The organism is Pantoea sp. B9002, assembly GCF_013385945.1.
Classification (GTDB): Bacteria; Pseudomonadota; Gammaproteobacteria; order Enterobacterales; family Enterobacteriaceae; genus Pantoea.
Genome location: NZ_JACAPA010000047.1, coordinates 96,878 through 120,604, shown reverse-complemented (window position 1 = coordinate 120,604; position 23,727 = coordinate 96,878). Strand labels below are relative to the sequence as shown.

General features: G+C 56.2%; 22 protein-coding genes and 1 pseudogene. 13 read left to right on the top strand and 10 right to left on the bottom strand.

All coding sequences use genetic code 11. The annotated features are described in order from the left end of the window. Positions 1-163 precede the first annotated feature (163 nt). Positions 164-1,066, top strand: a complete 903-nt coding sequence (locus tag HX773_RS21190) for an alpha/beta hydrolase (protein WP_176973188.1) — start codon at positions 164-166, stop codon at positions 1,064-1,066. On the opposite strand, the gene HX773_RS21185 is transcribed toward HX773_RS21190, so the two are convergent. The 4 genes from HX773_RS21185 to HX773_RS21170 all read right to left on the bottom strand — a co-directional run bounded on the left by HX773_RS21185 (position 1,063) and on the right by HX773_RS21170 (position 5,613). Further along, positions 1,063-1,770: a cysteine hydrolase family protein gene (locus HX773_RS21185; protein WP_176973187.1), complete on the bottom strand. Its 708-nt coding sequence runs from the start codon at positions 1,768-1,770 to the stop codon at positions 1,063-1,065. The genes HX773_RS21190 and HX773_RS21185 overlap by 4 nt on opposite strands. Continuing rightward, positions 1,763-3,073: a cytosine permease gene (locus tag HX773_RS21180; protein ID WP_176973186.1), complete on the bottom strand. Its 1,311-nt coding sequence runs from the start codon at positions 3,071-3,073 to the stop codon at positions 1,763-1,765. Before HX773_RS21180 ends, HX773_RS21185 begins: the two co-directional genes overlap by 8 nt. Further along, the gene (locus HX773_RS21175) at positions 3,066-4,514 is read right to left on the bottom strand and encodes an amidase (protein ID WP_176973185.1); all 1,449 of its coding nucleotides are present in this window, start codon (positions 4,512-4,514) and stop codon (positions 3,066-3,068) included. The genes HX773_RS21180 and HX773_RS21175 overlap by 8 nt, the downstream gene beginning before the upstream one ends. A gap of 199 nt (positions 4,515-4,713) precedes the next feature. After that, positions 4,714-5,613 (bottom strand): LysR family transcriptional regulator, encoded by a 900-nt coding sequence (locus HX773_RS21170; RefSeq protein ID WP_176973184.1) that lies wholly within the window; start codon positions 5,611-5,613, stop codon positions 4,714-4,716. Between the two features lie 97 nt (positions 5,614-5,710). Here HX773_RS21170 and HX773_RS21165 point away from each other — a divergent pair, with 97 nt between their 5' ends. Then, complete coding sequence (locus tag HX773_RS21165; protein ID WP_176973183.1) at positions 5,711-6,763, top strand: SDR family oxidoreductase; 1,053 nt, start codon at positions 5,711-5,713, stop codon at positions 6,761-6,763. A 39-nt stretch (positions 6,764-6,802) separates the two neighbouring features. Here the strand turns inward: HX773_RS21165 and HX773_RS21160 are convergent. Together HX773_RS21160 and HX773_RS21155 are read right to left on the bottom strand one after the other, a co-directional pair. Further along, positions 6,803-7,137, bottom strand: a pseudogene (locus HX773_RS21160) (multidrug efflux SMR transporter). Positions 7,138-7,188: 51 nt separating this feature from the next. Then, positions 7,189-7,632: a DUF417 family protein gene (locus HX773_RS21155; protein WP_176973182.1), complete on the bottom strand. Its 444-nt coding sequence runs from the start codon at positions 7,630-7,632 to the stop codon at positions 7,189-7,191. 267 nt (positions 7,633-7,899) lie between these two features. On the opposite strand from HX773_RS21155, the gene HX773_RS21150 reads away from it, so the two are divergent. The 3 genes from HX773_RS21150 to HX773_RS21140 all read left to right on the top strand — a co-directional run bounded on the left by HX773_RS21150 (position 7,900) and on the right by HX773_RS21140 (position 10,336). After that, the gene (locus HX773_RS21150) at positions 7,900-8,508 is read left to right on the top strand and encodes a TetR/AcrR family transcriptional regulator (RefSeq protein WP_255433286.1); all 609 of its coding nucleotides are present in this window, start codon (positions 7,900-7,902) and stop codon (positions 8,506-8,508) included. Positions 8,509-8,574: 66 nt separating this feature from the next. Beyond that, positions 8,575-9,645: an ABC transporter substrate-binding protein gene (locus HX773_RS21145; RefSeq protein ID WP_218168324.1), complete on the top strand. Its 1,071-nt coding sequence runs from the start codon at positions 8,575-8,577 to the stop codon at positions 9,643-9,645. Next, positions 9,614-10,336: a substrate-binding domain-containing protein gene (locus HX773_RS21140; RefSeq protein WP_176973180.1), complete on the top strand. Its 723-nt coding sequence runs from the start codon at positions 9,614-9,616 to the stop codon at positions 10,334-10,336. The genes HX773_RS21145 and HX773_RS21140 overlap by 32 nt, the downstream gene beginning before the upstream one ends. Here HX773_RS21140 and HX773_RS21135 read toward each other — a convergent pair. Beyond that, positions 10,333-11,121, bottom strand: coding sequence for a sulfite exporter TauE/SafE family protein (locus tag HX773_RS21135; RefSeq protein WP_176973179.1), 789 nt, complete (start codon positions 11,119-11,121; stop codon positions 10,333-10,335). The genes HX773_RS21140 and HX773_RS21135 overlap by 4 nt on opposite strands. A 117-nt stretch (positions 11,122-11,238) precedes the next feature. Between HX773_RS21135 and HX773_RS21130 the strand changes: the two genes are divergently transcribed. Further along, the gene (locus HX773_RS21130; RefSeq protein ID WP_176973178.1) at positions 11,239-12,009 is read left to right on the top strand and encodes a helix-turn-helix transcriptional regulator; all 771 of its coding nucleotides are present in this window, start codon (positions 11,239-11,241) and stop codon (positions 12,007-12,009) included. 121 nt (positions 12,010-12,130) lie between these two features. On the opposite strand, the gene HX773_RS21125 is transcribed toward HX773_RS21130, so the two are convergent. Continuing rightward, positions 12,131-13,009 (bottom strand): LysR family transcriptional regulator, encoded by an 879-nt coding sequence (locus tag HX773_RS21125; RefSeq protein ID WP_176973177.1) that lies wholly within the window; start codon positions 13,007-13,009, stop codon positions 12,131-12,133. A 122-nt stretch (positions 13,010-13,131) separates the two neighbouring features. Between HX773_RS21125 and HX773_RS21120 the strand changes: the two genes are divergently transcribed. From HX773_RS21120 to yddG, 7 genes are all read left to right on the top strand, one after another. Beyond that, a complete protein-coding gene (locus tag HX773_RS21120; RefSeq protein ID WP_176973176.1) occupies positions 13,132-13,983 on the top strand; it encodes a Vmh family MBL fold metallo-hydrolase in 852 nt (283 codons plus the stop codon). A gap of 389 nt (positions 13,984-14,372) precedes the next feature. After that, complete coding sequence (locus tag HX773_RS21115) at positions 14,373-15,911, top strand: ABC transporter substrate-binding protein (RefSeq protein ID WP_176973175.1); 1,539 nt, start codon at positions 14,373-14,375, stop codon at positions 15,909-15,911. Next, complete coding sequence (locus HX773_RS21110; protein ID WP_176973174.1) at positions 15,908-16,633, top strand: aspartate/glutamate racemase family protein; 726 nt, start codon at positions 15,908-15,910, stop codon at positions 16,631-16,633. The genes HX773_RS21115 and HX773_RS21110 overlap by 4 nt, the downstream gene beginning before the upstream one ends. Next, on the top strand, positions 16,633-17,667 hold the full coding sequence (locus tag HX773_RS21105; protein WP_255433284.1) for an ABC transporter permease: 1,035 nt from the start codon (positions 16,633-16,635) through the stop codon (positions 17,665-17,667). The genes HX773_RS21110 and HX773_RS21105 overlap by 1 nt, the downstream gene beginning before the upstream one ends. Further along, entirely contained in the window at positions 17,664-18,530 is an 867-nt protein-coding gene (locus HX773_RS21100) for an ABC transporter permease (protein ID WP_176973173.1), read from the top strand. The genes HX773_RS21105 and HX773_RS21100 overlap by 4 nt, the downstream gene beginning before the upstream one ends. Beyond that, positions 18,530-20,206 carry an ABC transporter ATP-binding protein gene (locus HX773_RS21095; protein WP_176973172.1) on the top strand — a complete coding sequence of 559 codons (1,677 nt, stop codon included), beginning with the start codon at positions 18,530-18,532 and terminating at the stop codon, positions 20,204-20,206. The genes HX773_RS21100 and HX773_RS21095 overlap by 1 nt, the downstream gene beginning before the upstream one ends. 262 nt (positions 20,207-20,468) lie before the next feature. Next, positions 20,469-21,356, top strand: coding sequence for an aromatic amino acid DMT transporter YddG (yddG, locus tag HX773_RS21090; protein ID WP_176973171.1), 888 nt, complete (start codon positions 20,469-20,471; stop codon positions 21,354-21,356). Between the two features lie 158 nt (positions 21,357-21,514). On the opposite strand, the gene HX773_RS21085 is transcribed toward yddG, so the two are convergent. Then, positions 21,515-22,717 (bottom strand): FAD-dependent oxidoreductase, encoded by a 1,203-nt coding sequence (locus HX773_RS21085; RefSeq protein ID WP_176973170.1) that lies wholly within the window; start codon positions 22,715-22,717, stop codon positions 21,515-21,517. 54 nt (positions 22,718-22,771) lie between these two features. After that, a complete protein-coding gene (locus tag HX773_RS21080) occupies positions 22,772-23,707 on the bottom strand; it encodes an AraC family transcriptional regulator (RefSeq protein WP_176973169.1) in 936 nt (311 codons plus the stop codon). Positions 23,708-23,727 lie beyond the last annotated feature (20 nt).

Below are 23,727 nucleotides of genomic sequence, written 5' to 3'. Positions count from 1 at the left end.
GCACTGCTGCCAAACCCACGATTAAAGTAACAACTAAAAGTATGTTGTAACTACAAACCTTAACTCTCGCCCCGTCGCATTTGGTAATACAAAGCAACGCCCTCTTCATCTTCTCTGCTGATTTATCTGCTTCAATAAGCCTCCGATTTCATGAGGATCTTCCATGAACCGCCGCCATTTTTTATCTTGCCTCACCCTTTCCGCGCTGGCCGTGCGCAGCGGGCTAACGTTGGCTGCTCCAGCGCGCGTAACAAAACAGGTCTTGCCACTGTGGCCGGATTTACCGCCGGGCGGTGGCGGTCCTGCTGGCGATTTGGTTATCTCAGCCAAAGGCGCGCAGCGTAATATCGTGCAGCCCACACTCACCGTATTAACGCCGCCCGCGCCCAATGGTCGCGCAGTATTGATTGCCGCCGGCGGCGGCTATACGCGCATTGAAATGGGTAAAGAAGCCTGGCCCGCCGCAGCCTGGCTGACGGCGCGCGGATATACCGCTTATGTGCTGAGTTATCGTTTGCCGCATGAAGGCTGGAAAGATGGCGCGATGGTTTCATTGCAGGATGCACAGCGCGCGCTGCGTCTGGTGCGGCAGCGTGAGAAGCATGTCAGCGTGCTGGGATTTTCCGCTGGAGGGCATTTGCTCGGTATGGCGGTCACACGAGCAGATTTTCGATCCTATATGGCAACCGATGCCGTGGATAATCAGCCCGCCACGGCCGATCGCGCTGCGCTGATCTATCCCATCATTACGCTGGAAGCGCCTTACACCCACACTTCAACCCACAAAATTCTGGTTGGCAACCACGCGCCCGCCAGCGAAGACGCCGCATGGTCGGTGCAGGAGTTTGTCAATCCGCAGTCGCCGCCCTTCTTTCTGGTGCAGGCGGAAGACGATCCGATTTCCGATGCGCGCAATACGCTGATTATGGCTGACGCCTGTAAGCGCCAGCATGTGCCGGTTGAGATGCATCGCTACAGCAGCGGCGGACACGGATTTGGCATGGGCAGGCCCGGCACACCCACAATCGCGTGGCCGGAGCACTACGAAAAGTGGTTGAAGAGCTAACCCACCTCAACCGTTTGTTTGCTAGCCAATCCCGTCAGCAAGGTCTGAGAACTGGCCACCGCACCAAAAATCCCGCCCTGCATATGGATCATGCTGAGCGCCGCTTCGTGGTGTTTCAGCTCCGTCGCCGCGCAGCAATCTGACAACACCAAGCACTCAAAGCCGCGATCGTTGGCCTCGCGCAGCGTGGTGTGGACGCAGACATCAGTGGTGATGCCGCTGATGATCAGATTGCGAATACTGCGGCTGCGTAGAATCAGTTCGAGATCGGTAGCGTAAAATGAACCTTTGCCCGGTTTATCGATGATGACTTCTCCCGGCAGCGGCGCCAGTTCCGGGATAATCTCCCAGCCCGGTTCACCGCGCACCAGAATGCGCCCGCACGGACCGGGCGCGCCGATTTCCGCCTGCATGCGCCGGGATCGCCAACGCTTATTGGCAGGCAAATCACTTAAATCCGGCCGATGCCCTTCGCGCGTATGGATGATCGGGAAGCCCAACTCGCGCATCGTTGCCAGCACCTGCTGCAGCGGCTTGATGGGCGCGCGCGTTAAGGCAATGTCGTAGCCCATGCTATCGACGTAACCGCCCTTACCGCAGAAATCGGTTTGCATATCGATGACGATCAGCGCGGTATCCTGCGGGCTGCAGCGACCGTCATATGGCCACGAGTAAGGTGTTGAATCAATCGCGTAATCAGGCATTTTTTTCCTCCATCACAGTTACTGTGCTTTCGCCTTTCAGTTTCACAATCAGCGTGTAGCTGGCGGCGGCAGTCACCAGGCCAATCACCGCTTCACCGAACTGCGGGAAGGCGATGTGCGCAATCACCGCACACAAGCTGCCAATCGCCCAGGCGGCAAAGGCGCTGCCGCGCATGCGGCGCAATTTGCGCTGCTCGCTGATTTTCGCCATGAAGATCAAATCGACAATCATCACCGCGCCAAAAGGCGGCACCACGATGCCAAGCAAACTCAGCCATTCGAGGAAATAGGACCACACGCCAGCCAGCGCCAGCGCCCCGCCAATCACGCCAAGGATCACCGTCCACAGGCGCATTTTGCTGCTGAACAGATGACTAAAGCCGACCGCGCCGTTATACAGGCAGTGCGTACACACCGAACCGAGATTGATAAACACAAACAGGAAGGCAATCACCGACAGCATCATGCCGTGGCCCATCAGCATTGGCAGGAAGTTGCCGCCGTTGCTCGCCGGATCGACCGCCGCGCCCACCGCCACAATCACCACGCCAAACAGATAAGAGATAACGTTCGCTACCGGGAATGCTGAGAACGCGGCAATCACCGCCGATTTACCGTCTTTTGACCAGCGAGTGAAATCTGCCGTCATGGTGCCTGAATCGGCAAAACCGGCCACCACCATTGTGACGGCGGTGCCCATGCTCATCGCGCCGACAGCGCTGCTGCTGCCGGTAAATTGCGTGATGGTGCTGAAATCGTGATCCTTACCGATCAGCCACAGCGCCACCAATCCCAACACCACAAACAGCGGCGCGGCGATCATGCCGAGCACGGACAACGCGCGCACGCCGAGGAAGGTGATGGCGGTATACAAAACCATGGCAAATGCCGTTACCGCCAGCGCATTCCAGCCAAAGGTTTGATTAATCACCGTGCCGGTTAATCCGGTCTGGAAGGCGTACCAGCCGATCACCACGGTCGAAAGGAAACCCGAAACTAAAATGTAGCCTTTGGTGCCGAAGGTCCGTTTCGCCTGCAGCGCGAAGTTCATGCCGGTATTACCGGCGAACCAGCTCAGTGCACCGACATAGGCAAACAGCACCAGATTTCCCAGCAGGATGGCGATCAGCGCCGGCCAGAAGCCGAGATGCCAGGTAATGATGCCGCCAAACAGCGCATTGGTGAGGATCATCGGGAAACCAAACCACACCGCCGACACCGAACCCGTCGAGTGGCGATGGCTGAGCGGAACCGGTTCGTGCTCGAACTCCTGCTCTAAAGCCGGTGAATTTTTGTTAGTCATGGGCAACTCCGATTGAAACAGGTGTGATGTGATTCCAGGGTTGTATGCGCTCGAATGCGGCACTTGCCGCCAGCACCAGGCCATCGTCCAGATGACGACCCACGATTTGCATGCCAATCGGCAATCCGCTGGCGGTAAAGCCCGCAGGAACAGACGCTGCCGGTTGGCCGGTAAAATTGAACGGGAAGCAGAATGAGAGCCAGTGATCGCTGCGCACCATGCGGCCATCGATGACCTCTGGTCCCTGCATGTTGAGCGGGAACGGCGGCACCGCTAGCGTCGGCGACAGCAGCAGATCGTAACGCTGCATAAAGCGCCACATCTGGTTGCACAGTTTTTTGCGCGTGGTGTTGGCGTCGGTAAAGGTTTCAGCGCGCCAGTCGCGTTGCAGCATGGCGCTGAGATGCGGTGACATGCGTGCACCGAGTTCAGTCTGCATGTGGCGCATGCCGGTTAGATCGCTCTCAAAGGCCACCAGCGCGGCAAAGGTGGCACCTTCATCGGCGATGCCAGGATCGACTTCATCCAGTTCAGCGCCCAGTTCACGGGCAAAACGACGCGCGGCCTGCGTGACAATGTCACGCACTTCGGGATCAACGGCGATGTAACCGAAATCCGCGCTGAAGGCGATGCGCAGACCGCTCAGCGGCTTATCCAGCGAGGCCAGCCAATCCACGTCGGTACAGGGAATCGAGTGGCGATCGCGCATATCCGGCCCCGCCATCACCGACATCATCAGCGCGCTGTCGCGCACCGAACGCGTCATCGGGCCGATATGCTCCAGCGACTCCCAACTGGAAACGCCGGGATAACGCTCGTCGCGACAGCCCGGCCATAACGGTACGCGCCCCATCGACGCTTTCAGGCCAAACACGCCGCAGTGCGCGGCAGGAATGCGCACCGAACCGCCGCCGTCGCTGCCCAGCGCAATCGGACACAAGCGCGCCGCCAATGCCGCACCGGAACCGGCGCTCGATCCGCCCGGCGTTTTGCTGAGATCCCACGGATTGCGCGGTGATGGAAACAGTGGATTGTGCCCGACGCCGCTATAACCAAACTCCGGCGCGGTGGTTTTCCCCAGCAGCACCGCATCGGCCGCCAGCAGGCGCTCAACGGTGATGTCATCTTCTTCCGGGACAAAATCAGCATAGGCATGCGATCCAGAAGTGGTTTTCACGCCTGCGGTGCAAATCAGGTCTTTTACCGCCAGCGGCACGCCCGCCAGCGCACCCAGCGTTGCGCCGCGTGCGCGTTTAGCATCAACGGCGGCTGCCTGTTGCAGCGCCAGCTGTGGCGTGGCGGTACAAAACGCCTGAATCTGCGGCTCGCGCTGCTCCATGCGATCGAGCGCGGCTTGCGTCACTTCCTGCGCCGAAACGTCTCCGCTGCGAATTAACGCCGCCAGCGTGGTGGCATCTTCATCCAACAGTGCATCAAACATGCGAATACTCCCGATTTATGACTTATCGGGAACGTTGCAGTTTGCGTGCCAAAAACTTCCGAAAATCGTGGTGCTGGCGGCCAGGCCAGATGGGATACGCTCTTGGATACAAGATCGAATACTTATGTTTCTTTACAATGCGGTTGTTGAGATAAGAAGCACGAAAATGGCGCAGCCATGCGCCACGATGGAGAGCGGCTTAATCAGCCGCAGGGATTAACGCATTCACAACCTGTTCGATCACCTCCACCACGCGTCTGACGCGCAGCGGGATAAAGCGCGCATCGGGAAACACCGCGTAGAGAAAACGGTCTGGCAGACGGTATTGCGGCAAGATGCGCACCAGCGAGTCTGATTTTAATGCCTCATGCATCAGCGGTAACTGCATACCACCGACGCCGATGTTCGCCTGCAGCGCCTGTAACAATCCTTCGCTGCTGTTGGCGCGAAATACCGTATTCACTGTTAGCGCTACGGTTTCATGGTTGGATATCAGGCGCAGCGGTGCCTGTTTGTCGATACCGCTAAAGCGAACATGCGGATGCGCGGCCAGCTGTGCCAGCGTGGTAATCGGCGTTGCGCGTATCCGCTCAGGCGCAGCAAACAGCGGCGTTTCAATACGCGCCAGTAAGCGCGCCGGAAACATCTCCGGCGGCGTTTCACTCAGGCGCAACGCGATATCCACGCCTTCACTCACCAGTTCAGCCACACGATCGTCGAGTGCGATGGTCAGATACAGTTCAGGGTTCGCACGTTGCAGCGCCAGCAAAGGCGGCAGAAAGCGCTGGCCTAATCCGCTGGGTAACTGGATATGCACGCTGCCTTGCAGCGCTTGCTGTGCCGGGCGCAACTGGCTTTCAACGTCCTGCATGGCGGCAAGTAGCGGCTGCATCTGCTGTAAGTAACGCTCGCCCTGCTCGGTCAATTTCATCGCGCGTGTGGTGCGGTGCAGCAACACGATGCCGAGTTCCTCCTCCAGCGCCGCGATTTGCTGGCTCACGGCAGATTGCTTCATCCCACTCAGCCGCGCTGCTGCCGAAAACGATCCGGCTTCCGCCACGCGAATGAAGGTGTTGATGGCGTTGAGTTTGTTATTCATTTAATGATTTTTTTGATAAGTGGCATCTGAATAGTGGGATATCAGCAGTAAAAATAATAGATAACACTGTGCCTGTCTTGTTCACAGGAGAATCATCATGTCGCAAACTCATCACGTCGCGCTGGTGGCAGGCGCAACCGGCATTGTCGGCAGTCAGCTGGTAAAAACACTGCGTCAGCATGATTGGCAGGTGATCGGCCTGACGCGCCAGCCTGCAACCGCAACGCACGATATCCCTTTCATCCACGTCGATCTGCTGGATGCGCAACAAAGCGCACAGGCGCTCGCCCCACTCAATCAGGTCACGCATATCTTCTACAGCGCCTGGCTGAATGCCGCCAACTGGCGAGAAATGGTTGAGCCCAACGTGACGATGCTGCGCAATCTGGTGGTTAACATCGATAAAAGCGCGCCGCTGCGCAGCGTCAGTTTGATGCAGGGATACAAAGTGTATGGCGCGCATCTGGGACCGTTCAAAACGCCCGCGCGCGAAAGCGATCCCGGCGTGGCCGGAGCCGAATTCAATGTGGAACAGCTGCGCTGGCTAAGTGACTATCAGCGCGGGAAAAGCTGGCACTGGCACGCCTTGCGCCCCGGCGTGGTCGGCAGCGCGGTGCCCGGTAATGCCATGAACCTGGCGCTAAGCATCGCGCTCTACGCATCACTGTGTAAATCTCAGGATTTACCGCTGCGCTTCCCCGGCTCATTGCACGCCTGGCACAGCATGGTCGATCATACCGATGCTGGATTACTCGCACAGGCCACACTGTGGGCGGCCAATGCGCCCGGCGCGCAAAATCAAGCTTTCAACGTTAACAACGGCGATTTATGGCGCTGGAGTGAGCTGTGGCCCGCGATTGCTAAGTGGTTTGAACTGGAAAGCGCGCCGGCGGTGAATCTGTCGTTTCATCAGCTGTTTCAGGATTACCGCGCGCTGTGGCAAACCATCGCTAAAGATCATCAGCTGATCGAGCCAGATATCTTGCAACTCAATGATGGACAGTTTGCCGATTTTGTCTTTGGCTGGGATTACGACATGTTTGGTGACGGCAGCAAAATACGGCGCGCGGGTTTTAACGGTTATCAAGCAACGGAGGAGATGTTCTTTAATTTGTTTGCCGAATTGCGCGCGGCACGCATCATTCCTTAACGCCAACAGGGAAGCCCGTGCTTCCCTGTTGTTTTACGATCAATGCAGAATGGTTTTGGAGAAAACCTGAATCACCACAATACCTAAACCTATTAACATTAAGCCTGCCATTGCAGCAAAATCGAGTTTCTGGTTGTAGAAAAAATAGGACATGACTGAGACCAAAAATATGCCCATTCCGGCCCAGATAGAATAAGCAATGCCGACATTCATCTGTTTAACCACTTGCGATAAGCCATAAACGAAATGGCATAACCGATTACCACAACCACGCTGGGAATAAGGCGTGAGAATCCTTGCGAAGCCTTCATCATGGTTGTGGCAATGGTCTCAGCGACGATGGATATCGCCAGTATCACGTAAACATTATTCATAAAGCCGCCTTCTCTAATGCTCGAGAGTAAACACGCAGTATAGAGTAGCTGTTAGAGGCTTTTTTCCCAACGGATTAAATCACGCTTAAGTAACGTCAGACCGATCGCCACCACCATAATATCTTTGAAAATAAACGAATCGAGTTTGCCCAACTGCGGCAGCAAGCTGAGTGTGACTAATCCAGTCAGTATGAGTAATCCCGCGCCAATCATGCCTAATTCTGGACGTTTGATACCCGCGATAAGCAGAAGCACCGTAGAGAGTTCCACCACACCAAGAAAATAGCTGCTGCCATGCAGGCCGAGGAAGTAGGGAAATATACCAAGCCATGTTTTGGTAAATATGGGTTCCAGCGCCTGAACTTCAAATTCAAACCACTTTGCCATACCAAAAACCAGGAAAATAATAATTATTGATAATCTTAATACCAGCGGCTCTTTGCTGGTGAGAAAATGAATCGCACGTGAAGCACAGACTTGTTTGGCTGTTGTCATAGTAAATTCTCCCGCTATTTATGTGGCCGGCTCGTTAAGAGTTGAGCTGGCTAAAAGTCATGGTTCATGGTGTCGATTACATCTCGTCGCGAGCGTATAAGTTGCGGTGGCCTCACCTTGAGTGCGCTTTTCATGATATCTTCCTTTTGTTAGTGCTCACTAAAATATATAACGCAACCGAACACAAAACGCACCACATTTTATTAGTGAACACTAAAATACGTGACGAATTTATCAGAAAGTTCAGATCCAATGGGAGTTATGTCAATGAATGTCAACAAAAAATCAGGCAGACCACGTCTTCTCCCAAAAGAAGAGCTCGCAGCCATCATGTTCGCGATCTTTGCCAGCAAAGGCTATGAAGCCACGTCTCTTAACGATCTTACGCAAGCCACCGGTACCAAACCTGCCACCTTGTATCAGGCGTTTGGCAACAAAGAAGGGATGTTCATTGCTGCACTTGAACACTACAAAGCAGCATGGCTGGCAGATTTAGAGGTGATTCTTTCCTCTGATGCATTGAGCTTTAACAACAAGATCAAGCAGTTCCTGTTTTCCGCGTTTAATCTCTTCTCCTGTGAAGGTAAACCGCCAGGCTGCTTGCTGGTGTTTTCCGCCCTCTCATTCCGTCCTGAAGCCTCATCGTTGGGCACTAAGCTCTTCAACGAGCGAAATGCATTTAAAGCGTGGATTATTGAAGAAGCGCAACGTGCGCAGCAGAACAACAGCCTTTCCAGCACATTATCACCGGAAGAAGTCGCTGAATTTATTCTGACTTTCGAAAGCGGTTTGGCATTGATGGCATTGGATAATCCCGATCAGAAGGTAATTAGCGCGATGATCGATAAGATGATCGATGCCGTGATGCCATGTTAAAAACAGCCATATCTCCGCTTACTTAATCGCTATATACTCCGATGCATATCGTAATCAGGAGCATTTATGCACATCTCTTTTAAGCGGATTATTCTCGCCGGCCTGCTCACTTTTACCTCTGTACACAGCTATGCCAGCCGCGTGGTGACCGATCAGATTGGTCGTCAGGTGACGATCCCCGACAACATCGATCGCGTGGTAGTGCTGCAACATCAAACTCTGAACCTGCTGGTGCAGCTCAACGCTACCGATAAAATTGTCGGTATCCTGGCGAACTGGCAACAGCAGTTGGGCGAAGGTTATGCGCAGCTGGTGCCGGAACTCACGCACAAAGCGATGCTGGGTGATTTAACGCATGTCGATTTGGAACAGCTGGTGGCGCTGCATCCCCAAGTAGTGTTTGTCACCAACTATGCGCCGAAGGAGATGATCGACCAGATTTCTGCCTTAGACATTCCGGTGCTGGCGATCTCACTGCGTCACGATGATGCCGGTCAGCAAGGCAAAATCAATCCCAGCATGCAGAACGAAGATCAGGCCTACGATCTCGGCATCAGGGAAGGCATCACGCTGATCGGCGAAGTAGTTAATAAACCTAAGCAGGCGCAGGAGCTGATTGATGCCGCGTTTGCCGGGCGCAAAATCGTCAGCGATCGTTTGAAAAATCTCCCCGATCAGCAGCGCGTGCGCGCCTATATGGCGAATCCTGACCTCACCACTTACGGCTCGGGCAAATACACCGGCTTGATGATGGCGCATGCGGGCGCATTCAATGTCGCTGCGGCGACCGTGCAGGGTTTCAAACAGGTCAGCATGGAACAGGTTGTGGCGTGGAATCCGCAGGTGATTTTCGTGCAGGATCGCTATCCAAACGTGGTGCAGGAGATCCAGCAAGATGTGCGCTGGCAAACCATTGATGCGGTGAAAAATCATCAGGTGTGGCTAATGCCGGAATACGCCAAAGCCTGGGGCTATCCGATGCCGGAAGCGATTGGCCTCGGCGAACTGTGGATGGCGAAAAAGCTCTATCCGGAAAAATTCCGCGACATCGACATGCAACAGCAAGCTGATCGCTGGTATCAGCGCTTTTACCGGACGCACTATCATGACAACGCTGAACATTCTGGCAGCCGGTAGTTTGCGCGCGGCGTGGCCGGATGTGGTAGCGGCATTTACCTCGCTCTCCGGCATCGCGGTGAACACCGATTTTGATCCGGCGGGCATGCTGCGCCAGCGCATTGAAGCCGGCGAGCCGTGCGACTTTTTTGCATCTGCCAATCGACTGCATCCTGAAGCGCTGTTGCAGCAAGGACGCGCAATAGAAGTGGGATTATTTGCCGCCAACTCACTGTGCCTGACGGTTAAGCGTGACATTGTCACGCAAGATGATGACTGGTTAGCGCTGCTGTGTCGGGATGATTTACGTTTAGCCACTTCGACGCCGCTCAGCGATCCTTCGGGCGATTACACCTGGCAACTGTTTGATAATATTGAGCAACGTCATCCCGGACTGGGAAGCATGTTGAAAGCCAAAGCGCGCACCTTGGTTGGCGGCCCGGATTGTGTAACGGTGCCCTCCGGTAAGCTGGCGGCGCAGTGGCTAATCGAACAGCACCACGCGGATATGTTTATCGGCTACGCCAGCTATGCGCCGCGTTTGCGTGGCTGCCCACAACTTGAGGTGTTGGATATCCCTGCGCCTTATAACATGCAGGCCGAATATGGCTGGGCATGCTGCTCTGAAGCTGCACGGCCCTTTGCGGCATTTCTCTCCTCAGTCACGGCGCAGACCATCTTGCATCAGCATGGATTCCAATCCACGGTTTAAACCGCGATCGCCTCCAGCACCATACACAACAGCAGCACATAGATACGCGCATGCCAGACATCGGGCACCGCCGGAATCCATCGGCGGGCAAACAGAATCCCTAAAAATCCGGCGACCACCAGCAGCAACAATATCTTCAGGCTGATAAAACCCAGATAACCGCTGGCGGGAATCTGCTGCCAGCCGCTGATGGCGTACGTCGTCGCGCCTAAAACAGCCACCGGCAGCGACAGCGGATTGGCCGCGCTGACGCAGTCGCGCATGGCATAGCCATGACGACGCAGCAGCGGCACGGTCATCACGCTGCCACCGACGCCGAGCATCGCAGCAATCACGCCGATCATTGTGCCGCCCACGCTGGCTGTCATACGCGACAACCTTCGCGGTGCCGCGCGAGTGAAGAAACCTTTGCGCAGCAGGCAATCGGCGATAGTCACCACCATGTAAACCATAAACAGCCTGCGCACCCACGTATCGCTGATCACGCCCGCCAGCCAGGATCCAATCACTGCACCCAGCGCGATAAACCCGATTAGCGGCAGCAACATGTCTGTATGCAATTTTCCAGCTCGCCAGTTTTGATAGCTAGCCCAGCCGGCGTTGAAAATCATCACCGCAGTCGAGGTCGCCACCGCGATATGCATCGCCTGCGCCGCCAGAAGTGGCTGCTGTAATAGCAGTTGATAGACAAACGGCACCACCACAAAACCGCCGCCAAAGCCAAACAGCACCGTAGTGATGCCGGTGGCAAAACCCGCCAGCCCAATAATTAACAGCTCGTTCATCGCCATTCTCTGCATCATGAAAAGAGTGATGCAGCATACGCAGCAACCTGCCCGCTTCCCATTTGTGCAGCGCTCAATTACCCTTGCAAATCAGTCAATTTGCGGTGGATGCCGGGTATGCGAAATAGTCACATTGATGAATACGACAAGATTGATCGTGACGTGGTGGCGCTGGGAAATGACTACGCGCAGGGATTTGTGCTGCCCGAGCATCGTCATCGCCGCGCGCAGTTGCTGTATGGCGCGACGGGTTTGATGCACGTTTCGACCCAGGCGGGCGAATGGGTGGTTCCGCCGCAGCATGCGGTGTGGATTCCGCCTGACACCGCGCACAGCGTGAAGTTTGTCGGCGTCTCCACACGCAGTCTGTATATCGAGCCTGTTTGTGCGACAGCATTGCGTGATAGCGAGCGCTGTCGCGTCATCAGCGTCTCGCCGCTGCTGCGACAGCTATTGATTGAAGCCGTTGATTTACCGCTGTTATACGCATCCGATCGCGATCGATCGCTGGTGCAGTTGCTGCTGCTGGAGTTAGCGGCGATGCCTGTACGGGAATTCGATATTCCACTGCCGCAGCATCCGGCGCTGTTGGCGCAATGCCAGAACTTCTTACAGGCACCAACCATTCATGACACCGCCGATCGCTGGGCCAGCGCACTGTTTATGAGCCCCAGCACCTTCCGCCGCCATTTCCTGCAGCAGACCGGTTTGTCCTTCTCCGCCTGGCGACAGCGTGCCTGCGTGGTAACGGCGCTGGCGCGACTGGTAGCGGGTAAATCTGTTAACGACGTGGCGCTCTCGCTCGGCTATGACAGCAGCTCAGCCTTCTCCACCATGTTTCGCCGCGTAACCGGTCAGGTTCCGTCGTTCTATAGCGATCAAATCTGAGCAAAATTTCACCACTCATTTGGCGATTTCAGGCTGAAAACCGGCTTACTAAGGCTACGTTTTCTTGCGTAACACACTGAATATATTCTTATTCCTTTTAGACCCAATGCGTGTCGAACGTTCAGGCGGTTAACTGCTGCTGCACCGCATCGAGAAACGCCCGCAGCGCCGCCGGTTGCCGTTCCCGCGACATGTAGAGGCCATAAATGGCCAGCGTTTTCGGTTGATATGCCGGCAGCACGGTTTGCAGCTGTCCATGGTCGATGGCGTGACGCGCTTCCATTTCCGGCACCATCGCTAAACCGCAACCGGCGATCGCCGCATCACACAATACCGACGAGATACCGGCGCTGAAATTGCCGTGCACCGCAGCTGAAATAGTTTCGCCCTGCGCATCGGAAAATTGCCAGCTCTGCCCGGCGAAACGGCTGTAATGCAGGCAGTTATGCTGCGCAAGATCGGCAGGCGTTTGCGGCGCACCGCGCGCCTGCACATAGTCTGGCGAGGCGCACACCACCGAAACACACTCGCCCAAGCGGCGCGCAATGGCGCCAGGTTCGGGATCGTCGGTAATCCGTACCGCCACATCAATGCGCTCGCCGATTAAACTCACTGGCTGATTGTTGATCTCCAGCTCGATGCGCACCGCCGGAAAACGGGCGAGAAATGCCGGGATCATCGGGCCAAGAATATGCGTGGCGGTGGAGTGCGCACAGGCGACGCGCAAGGTGCCGTGCGGTTGGCTATCCGCGCCCTGATCGGCAATCTCTTCAGCCAATCTCGCCAGCGCGCGCGATTTTTCGAGGATCTTCTCGCCAGCGGGTGTGATGGTCAGTTTGCGCGATGACCGATGCAGTAAACGCGCACCGGCCCACTTCTCCATTTCATCCAGATAGCGGCTGACCATCGGCCGCGAAATATCCAGCGCACGCGCCGCAGCACTTAAGCTGCCCAACTCGCAAATGCGGTTAAATACCGTTGCCGCCGTGACTCTGTCCATGTTGGCTCCATCTGATCGTTTTATGAAACTGATCATATCCAGTTTCGGGAATTCTACCAGCCAGCAATTTCTCTACAATAAAGCCCTCAAAGACGGCGAGGTGCCGGATAAAGGAAAATTCGATGAAAATGAAAACGCTGACACTGGCATTGGCCTTTGCCGCCCTGCCTGCCTTCGCTGCACCACTCAATTTAGAAGTGTATAACCCGCAGGAGAACGGCATTTTCCCGGTCTCTTCGACGCTGGTTTCTGGTCCGCATGAAGCGATACTGTTTGATGCGCAGTTCAGCACCAAAGACGGCGAGAAGCTGGTGCAGATGATCAAAGCCAGCGGCAAAAAGCTGACGCAGATCGTTATCACCTCCGGCGATCCTGACTTCTATTTTGGTCTGGAACCGATTGTAAAAGCGTTCCCACAGGTGAAGATCGTGGCGACGCCGGATGTGGTAAAACACATCGAAGCCAGCAAAGCCGCCAAGCTGGCGTATTGGGGGCCGCAGATGAAGGACGGCGCGCCAAAGCAGCTGTATGTTCCGCAGGTTACGCATGCCACGACGTTTAAAATTGATGGTGAAACGCTGGAACTGCGTCACGCCAATGATTACGCGGCTTACGTGTGGATCCCGGCGAACAAAGCGATTCTCGGCGGCACCGGCATGGCTTCCGGCATGCACGTCTGGACTGCTGATACGCAAACGCCTGCCATTCGTCAGCAGTGGCGCAATGTGTTGATAGAGATGCAAAAACTGCAGCCTAAACAGGTGATTCCGGGCCATTATCTCGGCGAGCGCCCGGCGGGTGATGCGGCGATTACGTTTACCTTGAACTATCTGCAAACCTTTGAGAAAGCGCTGCAGCAGCATAAAGGTTCGGCGCAGGTGATTGAGACCATGAAAGCCGCTTATCCGCATCTGCCGGAGGAGAGTTCGTTGGATTTGAGCGCCAAAGTGAATACCGGCGAGATGAAGTGGTAATTGATGTTTCAATGAGTGAGGTCGCCATAAATGGCGTAATGCCGATCAGTTAAGCGCCGTATCAAATCACCGCACCTTCCGTAGCGGCGCGATTTATCGCGCAATGAATTGCGCCGCTACAATTTGTGCTCTCGGTAAATAGGGGTTTTCATGTCTAAACTGACGCGCATTACGCCATAAATGGCGACCGTTATTCCAACCCGCACTAAACCCAACCCCCGCAAATATCCATATTCCAGCAATCCAAAGCCATTTTAGTTAATAGGAAAAACAGAATTCGCCTGTTAATTTCCCTGAGCCTGCATCGTTACTGATTATTCTCACAAAGGGTTATTACAATGAATTCATTACGGCTATTAGGTCGGATTTTATTATTTACACTATTGGGAATGCTTTTAATTAATTCTGCTAACGCAGATACGCCGCAAAAAGGCGGCACCCTCACGCTGATTTTGCCAAGCGAACCTTCGGCGCTGGTGGCGCTGGCGACCGTGGCGCAGCCGGTGATTGCCGCCAGCGCCAAGGTCAACGAAGGCCTGCTCACCTACGATTACAACCTCAAGCCGCTGCCGCAGCTGGCGACTTCATGGGAGATCAGCCCGGACGGCAAACGTTACACTTTCCATCTGCGTAAAGGCGTGAAGTGGCATGACGACCAGCCCTTTACCTCAGCCGATGTGGCGTTCTCGATTGATTTGTTGAAGAAAACTCACCCGCGTGCGAAATCGACTTTTGCCAACGTCGCCAGCATCGAAACGCCGGATGAGTTAACCGCCGTGCTGGTATTAAGCCATCCCGCGCCCTATTTAATTACCGCCTTTGCGGCCGGTGAAACGCCAATTCTGCCGAAACATATTTATGAAAACAGCGATGTTTTGAAGAACCCTAATAATAATGCACCGATTGGCACCGGGCCTTATATTTTCGAAAAGTGGGAGCGCGGCAGCTATATCCTTTATAAGCGCAACCCGAATTACTGGGATGCACCAAAACCGTATATCGATCAATTGGTAGTGAAGTTCTCCACCGATCCCACCGTGCGCTCCCTCGCGCTGCAAACCGGCCAGGCTGATATCGGTTATCGCACGCCGGTGGCGCTCAGCGAGCTGAAGCGTTTGCAGGAAAATCCAAAGCTGGTATTTGAAACCAAAGGCAATAATTACTCCTACAGCGTGGCATCGATTCACTTCAATCTGGATGATCCGCTGTTCAAAGATCTGCGCGTTCGTCAGGCGATTGCGCATGCCATCAACCGCAAAGCCTTGCTCAACGTGGTCTATTTCGGTTATGCCACGCCAACCGAAACGCCGGTCGCGCCGGGCCTGAAAGCGTTCCACAGCAACAAACCTTCGCCGTATCAGTACGATCTGGCTGCCGCCAATAAACTACTGGACGAGGCGGGCTATAAGAAAGGCGATGACGGCGTGCGTCTGCGCGTCACGCTTGATTACAACACCTTTGACGATACTTTCCGCCGCAACGCCGAGTTTGTGCGTTCGGCGCTGGCGCGCATCGGTATCGCCGCCACGCTGCGTTCGCAGGACTTGTCGACCTACGCCACGCGCGTCTTTACCCAGCGTGATTTCCAGTTCTCCATCGATCAATACGCCAATCTCTACGATCCTACCGTCGGCGTGCAGCGTCTTTACTGGTCGAAGAACTATCGTCCGGGCGTGCCCTTTACCAATATCTCCCATTATCAGAATGCCGAGGTCGATCGCCTGCTCGAAGCGGCGCAAACCGAGAATGACAACAGTAAACGTCTGCAAGAGTTCCAGCAGTTCCAGGATATCGTGCAACGTGACGTGCCGGATGTGAATCTCGCCTCGCCGCAGTTCATCACCATCAGCAACAAACGCGTGCACGATCACTCGCCTACCGCCGATGGCCTCGAAGGCAATTTATCCAGCGTATGGGTGGAAAAATGAGTCGCGCCGCTTACCAGCCCGCCACCATTGGTATTCTGATGGTGAAAACCGCGTTTCGCCGCTATCAGGGCGATATTGGCAATCCGCAAACCTGGCCGTTCCCGGTGCGTTATCAGGTGGTGGAAGAAGCCATCCCGCAGCGCATGGGACATCTCGGCGAACATCAATTGCTGGAGCCGTTTAAACGCGCGGCGCAGATCCTTATTGATCAAGGCGTCGATGGCTTGACCACCAGCTGCGGCTACTTATCGTGGTATCAGCAGGAGCTGGCGGCGTGGTCGCCGGTGCCGATTGTCACCAGCAGCTTGTTGCAATATGTCAGCCTGCGGCAGATTTTGCCTGGCGATAAACCGCCGCTGATCCTCACCTTTGATGAGTGCACGCTGAAAGCCGATTACCTGACGCGCGTCGGCATTCCCGCCGATGCCCAGGTTGCCGGCATGCCGCCCGAGTCGGAATTTGTGCGCTCGATTCGCACCGGTGACAGCAGCGTCAACTGGGAAACTCTCGCCGACGAAGTGCTTGCGGCGACTGCTGCCGTATTACAACGCTTCCCCAACAGCGGCGCGCTGCTGCTGGAGTGCACCAATCTGGCGCCGTTTAGCGCCCTGCTGCAACAGCGCTTTGGCTTGCCGGTTTACGACACGCTGACGCTGGTGAACAGCTTCCAGGCCGCGCTGCGCCCGCCGCACTGGGATCGAGGTGCGCAATGGACCCTTTGATGTCACGCAGCCACGCGGCGGAACAGAAACCGGCGCTGCCGCTGTCGCGCACCAGCAAACGCGTGTTGTACGCGCTGCGTAGTGCGCTGATTCAGGCGGTGCCCGCCGCGCTCGGCATTGTGCTGGTGGTGTTTGTGCTGCTGCAACTGGTGCCGGGCGATGTGGTGGATGTGATGGCGAGCCAGTCGGGCAGCGCGTCGGCAGAAACCATGGCGTGGCTGCGTGCCGAGTACGGGCTGGACCAGCCGGTGCTGACGCAGTTCTGGAACTATTTGTGGCATCTGGCGCACTTCAGCCTCGGTTATTCGCCGCGCTTTGGCACCGATGTTACGTCGCTGATTGTTGGGCGCTTGCCCGACACGCTGCTACTGATGCTGTTGGCGCAAGCGGTCGCGCTGCTGGTCGGCATCGGCTTTGGTGTGATCATGGCGGTGTGGGCCAATAAATGGCCGGATCGCCTGTTAACGCTGGTCAATCTGCTGCTCTATTCGCTGCCGGGATTCTGGATCGGCTTGCTGGTGCTGCTGCTGTTTTCGGTACAGTTGAACTGGCTGCCCAGCGGCGGCAATCAAACCATTGGCGCGGATTTGTCTGGCGGCGGCGCGCTGCTGGATAAACTGCGCCACGCGGTGTTGCCGGTGCTGGCGCTGAGCAGCTACTTCATCGCTATCTATGCGCGCCTGACGCGCAGTGCCCTGCTCGACGTCGCCGATCAGGATTTTATCCGCACCGCGCACGCCAAAGGCTTAGCGCCGTGGCGCATCGTGTCACGTCACATGCTGCGCTGCGCCCTGACGCCGGTGACCACCGTTGCCGGGCTCTATTTTGGCAATCTGCTCGGCGGCGCGGCGGTGATTGAAACCGTGTTCAGCTGGCCGGGATTGGGCAGCCTGGCGATGGAAGCGATCATCGCGCGCGACTTCAACGTGGTGCTGGGCATTTTGCTGCTGTCGGCCTTTATGGTGGTGATCGTTAACGTGCTGGTCGATCTGCTGCAAAGCCTGATCGATCCGCGCATGGAGGGCCGCGCATGAAAAGCTTAGCGTTACATTCCTCACCAGTGCGGCCGCGCTGGCATCGTCTGTTTCGTTCGCTGGAAGCGATAATCGGCAGCGTGCTGCTGGCCGCCGTGCTGCTGATGGCGTTGCTCGCTGACTGGCTATTTCCCGGCGATCCGCTGGAGATGATCGCGCAGCCGTTTCTCTGGCCCGGCGATGACGCGCAATTTCCGCTCGGCACCGATTCGCTCGGGCGCGACGTGGCCGCCGGGATTTTCCACGGTGCGCGCGTGTCGCTACAAATCGGCGCGACGGCGGTGCTGGTAAGCCTGGTCATCGGCCTGCTTGCCGGTGCCAGCGCCGGCTATTTTGGCGGCAAAACCGACCGCATCGTCACGCGCATCAGCGAGCTGTTTCAAACCTTTCCGGCGTTTCTGCTGGTGGTGGTGTTAGTGGCGATCGGTCATCCCACGGTGAATTACATCGCCTGCGCGATTGGCGTGGCGAGCTGGCCGATGATTGCGCGGCTGGTGCGCGCCGAATGTCGTCTGCTGCGCCATCAGGAGTTTGTGCTGGCCGCGCAAACGCTCGGTTATAGCCCGCTGCGGATTTTGCTGCGTGAGCTGCTGCCCAATTTGCTGCCGACGCTAATTGTCACGCTGTCGGTGATGATGGCGAGCGCCATTCTCACTGAATCCTCGCTGGGTTTTCTCGGCTTCAGCGATCCCAATCGCATCAGTTGGGGCGGCATGATTGGCGATGGCCGACAATCGCTGCAAAACGCCTGGTTCCTCGCAGTGCTGCCCGGCAGCGCGCTGGCCGCCACCATTCTGGCGTTGAATCTGCTGGGCGACGCGCTAAATGACTGGCTCAATCCCCGCCGCAAAGGAGCAGTATGATGAGCGCGATTCTCGAGTTCCGTCACTTTAGTGCGCGTTTCGGCGATCGCCATGCGGTGCAGGATCTGAATCTCAGCTTGCAGCCCGGCGAAATGCTGGCGCTGGTGGGCGAATCCGGCAGCGGCAAATCAATCACCGCGCTGGCCGCGCTGCGCCTGACGCCTTCAGCCGCATCGCTCGCCGGAGAAATCCGTTATCAGGGCCTGGATTTACTGGCGCAGCCGGAAGCGACGCTGCGCCGTTTGCGCGGCAAATCCATCGCCATGATCTTTCAGGATCCGATGACGTCACTCAATCCGGTGCTTACTGTCGGCCAGCAACTTGCCGAAACCGTGCAGCTGCATCTTGGGCTGCGTGCGCGGGAAGCGCGTCAGCGCGCGATTGCCTTGCTGGAGCAGGTGAATATTCCCCACGCGCAGCAACGTATTGATGATTATCCGCACCATTTTTCCGGCGGGCAGCGCCAGCGCATCATGATTGCCATGGCGATTGCCTGCGAGCCGCAGCTGCTGATTGCCGATGAACCAACCACCGCGCTGGATGCCACGGTGCAAAAACAGATCCTCGAACTGCTGGATCGCCTGCGCCATCAACTCGGCATGAGCGTGCTGTTTATCACCCACGATTTAGGGCTGGTGGAGCAATACGCCGATCGCGTTGCGGTGCTGTATCGCGGAATCAAAGTCGAGGAGAGCAGTAAAGCCGCGCTGTTCGCTCAGCCGCAGCATCCTTATACGCGTGGTTTACTGGCCGCCTCGCTGCACGCTGGCGAAACGCCGCATTATCGCCAGCGACGCTTGACGGAGATCGTGCATCAGCCGGATGGACCGCCGCGCCTGATGACGCCGGAGGCGTTAGCGCTGCCGGAGATTGATGCGCAATCTGCCCCGCTGCTGTCGCTGGATAAGCTGCATTTTCGCTATCCCGCGATGCCGCCGGGCAGCGCCTCGGTACGCGATGTGTCGCTGCATATCCGGCAAGGGGAAACGCTTGGATTGGTGGGCGAATCGGGCTGCGGGAAATCCACGCTATCGCGCCTGATCCTCGGCCTGCTGAAACCCGACAGCGGCGAGATTCAGTTTGCCGGGCAGCGCATCGATCACCTGCGCGACGGCCAGCGCGCGCTGCTGCGTCCGCGTATCCAGATGATTTTTCAGGATCCTTTTTCGTCGCTTAATCCACGTCACTCGGTGGAGGAGATTTTGCGCACGCCGCTGCGCGTGCACGGACGCGGATCGCGCGCTGAGCAGCAGCGCGCGGTGCGTGAGATCCTTGATCAGGTGGGTTTGCCGGAGAATGTACTGCAACGCTATCCGCACGAGTTTTCCGGTGGCCAGCGCCAGCGCATTGGCATTGCGCGCGCGCTGATTCTCGATCCTGATTTGCTGATTTGTGATGAGCCGGTATCGGCGCTGGATGTGTCGGTGCAGGCGCAGATCCTCAATTTGCTGGTGAGCCTGAAGCAGCAGCGCAATCTTTCGCTGCTGTTTATCTCGCACGATCTGGCGGTGGTGCGTTACATCGCCGACCGCGTGATGGTGATGTATCAGGGCGAGATGGTGGAGCAAGGCGATCATCAGCAGATTTGGCAGCGCCCGGTGCATGCGTATACCCAACAGCTACTGGCGTCGGTGCGTAAGCCTGCGGTGCAGTCGCTGATGACGGGAACGGGTTGACCATGCGGTCGCCATAAATAGCGTAATACCGATCAGTTACGCACCGCATCACATCACGGCACATTTCGTAGCGGCGCGATTCATCGCGCAATGAATTGCGCCGCTACGATTTGTACACACAGTAATTTGTGTTTTTATCTCTTAACTGACAAACATTACGCCATTTATGGCGACCATCATCCCAGCAGGAAATCCAGCAAATACAAAGCGCGTTTGATTTGGTAGGATTTTGGCCCGAATTTGCGAAATAAGGTGGCGGGTCATGCCCCAAAAGAAGGCGACGCTGATTGGTTTGATGGCCATTCTGCTGTGGAGCGCGATTGTAGGACTGATTAAAAATGTCAGCGAAGGGTTCGGCCCGGTGGGCGGTGCGGCACTTATCTACAGCGCCAGCGCGGTTTTGCTGATTTTCACCGTAGGCTTGCCAAAGTTGCGCACTTTTCCGCGCAGCTATTTGATTATCGGCAGCGTACTGTTCGTCTGTTATGAACTCTGCCTGTCACTCTCATTAGGCTTCACCCACAGCGGACGCCAGGCAATTGAAGTCGGCATGGTCAATTATCTGTGGCCAAGTTTGACCATCGTTTTAGCGGTACTAGTGAATCGACAAAAAACCCATCCGCTGATTGTTCCGGGCGTATTGCTGGCGGTTGCCGGCATTTGTCGCGTGTTGGGCGGCGACCAAGGTTTTTCATTCAGCGAAATCGCCCATAACGTGATGGATAATCCGTTGAGTTACGGCCTGGCGTTGAGCGGCGCGATTATTTGGGCGGTGTATTGTGTGGTAACCAAAAAAATTGCCAACGGCAGCAATGGCATAACGCTGTTCTTTATCCTGACTGCGCTGACGCTATGGCTGAAGTTTTTGCTCTCGCCGCAGCCGCCGTTTGTGTTATCCGCTGAAGTTTGTATCAGTCTGGTGCTTGCTGCGATGGCGATGGGCTTTGGCTATGCCGCATGGAATGTCGGCATTCTGCATGGCAACGTGACCATTTTGGCCGCCGCGTCCTACTTCATTCCGATCATCTCCTCGATTCTCGCCGCCTTTATTCTGCGCTCGCATCTGACCGCCGCCTTCTGGCAAGGTACCGCGATGGTAAGCCTTGGATCGCTGATGTGCTGGTGGTCAACGCGGGTGCAGCAAGCATAATGCTTATCCTTAGAACAAAATTAACTCGTTGATCATTTCCTGCACAGATCGCGATCTGTTGCTACTATAGCGACGCAACACACAGCAATGCGTTGCTACGAGAATTTCAGATTGGTAACGTTTACCTGGCCCGCGCTTAGCGGGCTTTTTTTTGCCGGTTATAAATAACGCGGCTTTTCGGTGCGGAATCCGAGGCCAATTAAGCGGCCAAACAGATGGCGCAGGAACGGAAAGCGGCTGATGATCTGCGGCACTTTGCTTGGTGTGCTGCGTTTGCGCTTGTTGCTGCTCATTTTGATTTGCAGGAATTGGGTGGCGACCGTTGGGAACTGGCGGCGCTGCTGCACTTTTTGCAGATCGTGCAAGGCCACATTGCCCTGCTGCAGCGGTTTGGTCAGCATGTTGGCTGCGGCCACCGCATCCTGAATCGCCAGGTTAACCCCCACGCCGCCAATCGGCGACATCGCATGCGCAGCATCGCCGATACAGAGCACGCCAGGTTTCATCCAGTGATCGAGGCGGTCGATGCGAATCGACAACAGCTTAAGTTTGTCCCACTCATCGACTTCCGCCATGCGCTCTGCGCTGAACGGAGCCACCTGCGCCATGGCGCTTTTCAGCGCATCCAGTCCCGCCAGCTTTAACTCGTCGAACTGGTTTTTCTGGATGGTGTAGCCGCACTGCCAGTAATCGCCGCGATCGATGACGATAAAATTTTGCTTCGGCCCTTTATGGCCCATGCCGAGTTGCGGATCGTCGGGATGTTTCTCCAGCCGGAACCACAACACATCACGTGGCGCACCAAAGCTTTTCCCGGTTAATCCGGCTTTGGCTTTGACCTGCGAATTGCGGCCATCCGCGCCTATCACTAACGAAGTGCGAATAGTGTGACGCTCGTTACCCTGTAACGTTTGCACGCCACTGATTACGCCATTTTCATAGATAAAGTCTTCGAATGCGGTGGATTGCAGCAGGGTAAAACCCGGAAATTCGGCGGCTTTTTTGGCGAGAAAGTTGAGGAAATCCCACTGTGGCATAAAGGCGATAAAGCGGCATTGAACCGGCAGGCGCGAAAAATCCGCCATGGTGATCTCTTCACCAGCCACTTCTGCTTGCAGCTTCTCCGCGCGCTGGTGCGGCAAGGTGAGCAGCTCATCGAGCAATCCCAGCTGGCGCATGATCTCCAGCGTTGAGGGATGAATGGTGTCGCCGCGAAAATCGCGCAGGAAGTCGGGATGTTTCTCAATAACCACGGCGCGTAAGCCCGCGCGCGCCAGTAAATAGCCCAACATTAATCCCGCCGGACCGCCGCCAACGATACAACAATCCGCGTTTATCGCGTTTTCCTGTGCTGCCTGCATCCTCTGCCTCACGCCAAAAATGATAATCGTTATCATTTATAGCATACCCTGGCGTTAATGCGATGAAACGAACGCCGATGCCTGATGTGCCGGCGGCACGGCAAAGTTACGCTGCATGCGTTTGATCTCTTCGGCCGGCGGTAAACCGAACAGGCGTTTGAACTCACGATTAAACTGCGAGGCGCTTTCATAGCCCACCGCGTGACAGGCCGCAGCCGCCGTCATCTCCTGACGCACCATCAACATGCGCGCCTGATGCAATCGTACCGACTTCACATACTGCATCGGCGGCTGATTGGTGATGCCCTTGAAATGGGTGTGAAAGGTGGGCACGCTCATGCCCGCCAGCGCCGCGAGTTGTCCCAGCGTCAGCGGCTGCGCATAGTGCGCATGAATGTGGCTCAGCGCTTTGCCCACTTTGCCAAATTGCCCTTGCAGGGTGAGCGCCGCTCGCAGCGCGCTGCCCTGCGCACCGGTCAGCACGCGGTAATAGAGCTCACGCACCAGCGCTGGACCGAGCATCTTCGCATCCAGCGGATGATTTAGCGTTGTGAGAAAGCGCAACACCGTCTCGCGCAACGTCTGATCCATGGGGCTCGACATCATGCTCTGCGCCGCCTGGCTCTCAAACGCTACATCTTGCTGCTCCAGCTGCAACAGCAATTCCGTCGCCACGCTGAAATCAAGATGCAGATAAATCGCCAGCAGCGGATGTTCCGCCGATGCCGCGGTTTCCATGGTAAAAGGCACCGGCACCGCAACCGCCAAATAGTGCTGCTCATCATAGAGATAAACCTGATCGCCAAAAAAGCCGCGCTTCGATCCCTGACAAACAATCACGATGCCCGGATCGTATAGCACCGGCGTGCGCGCCAGCGGCCGATCGGAACGCAGGATGCGCACGTCCGGCAGCGCGGTGAGGTTGTAACCTTCCTGCGGCGCTAACGTTTTAAGCAGTTGTACGGTTTGCTGCTGGAGCGTTTCTTTCATCGAATAACATCACCCTCATA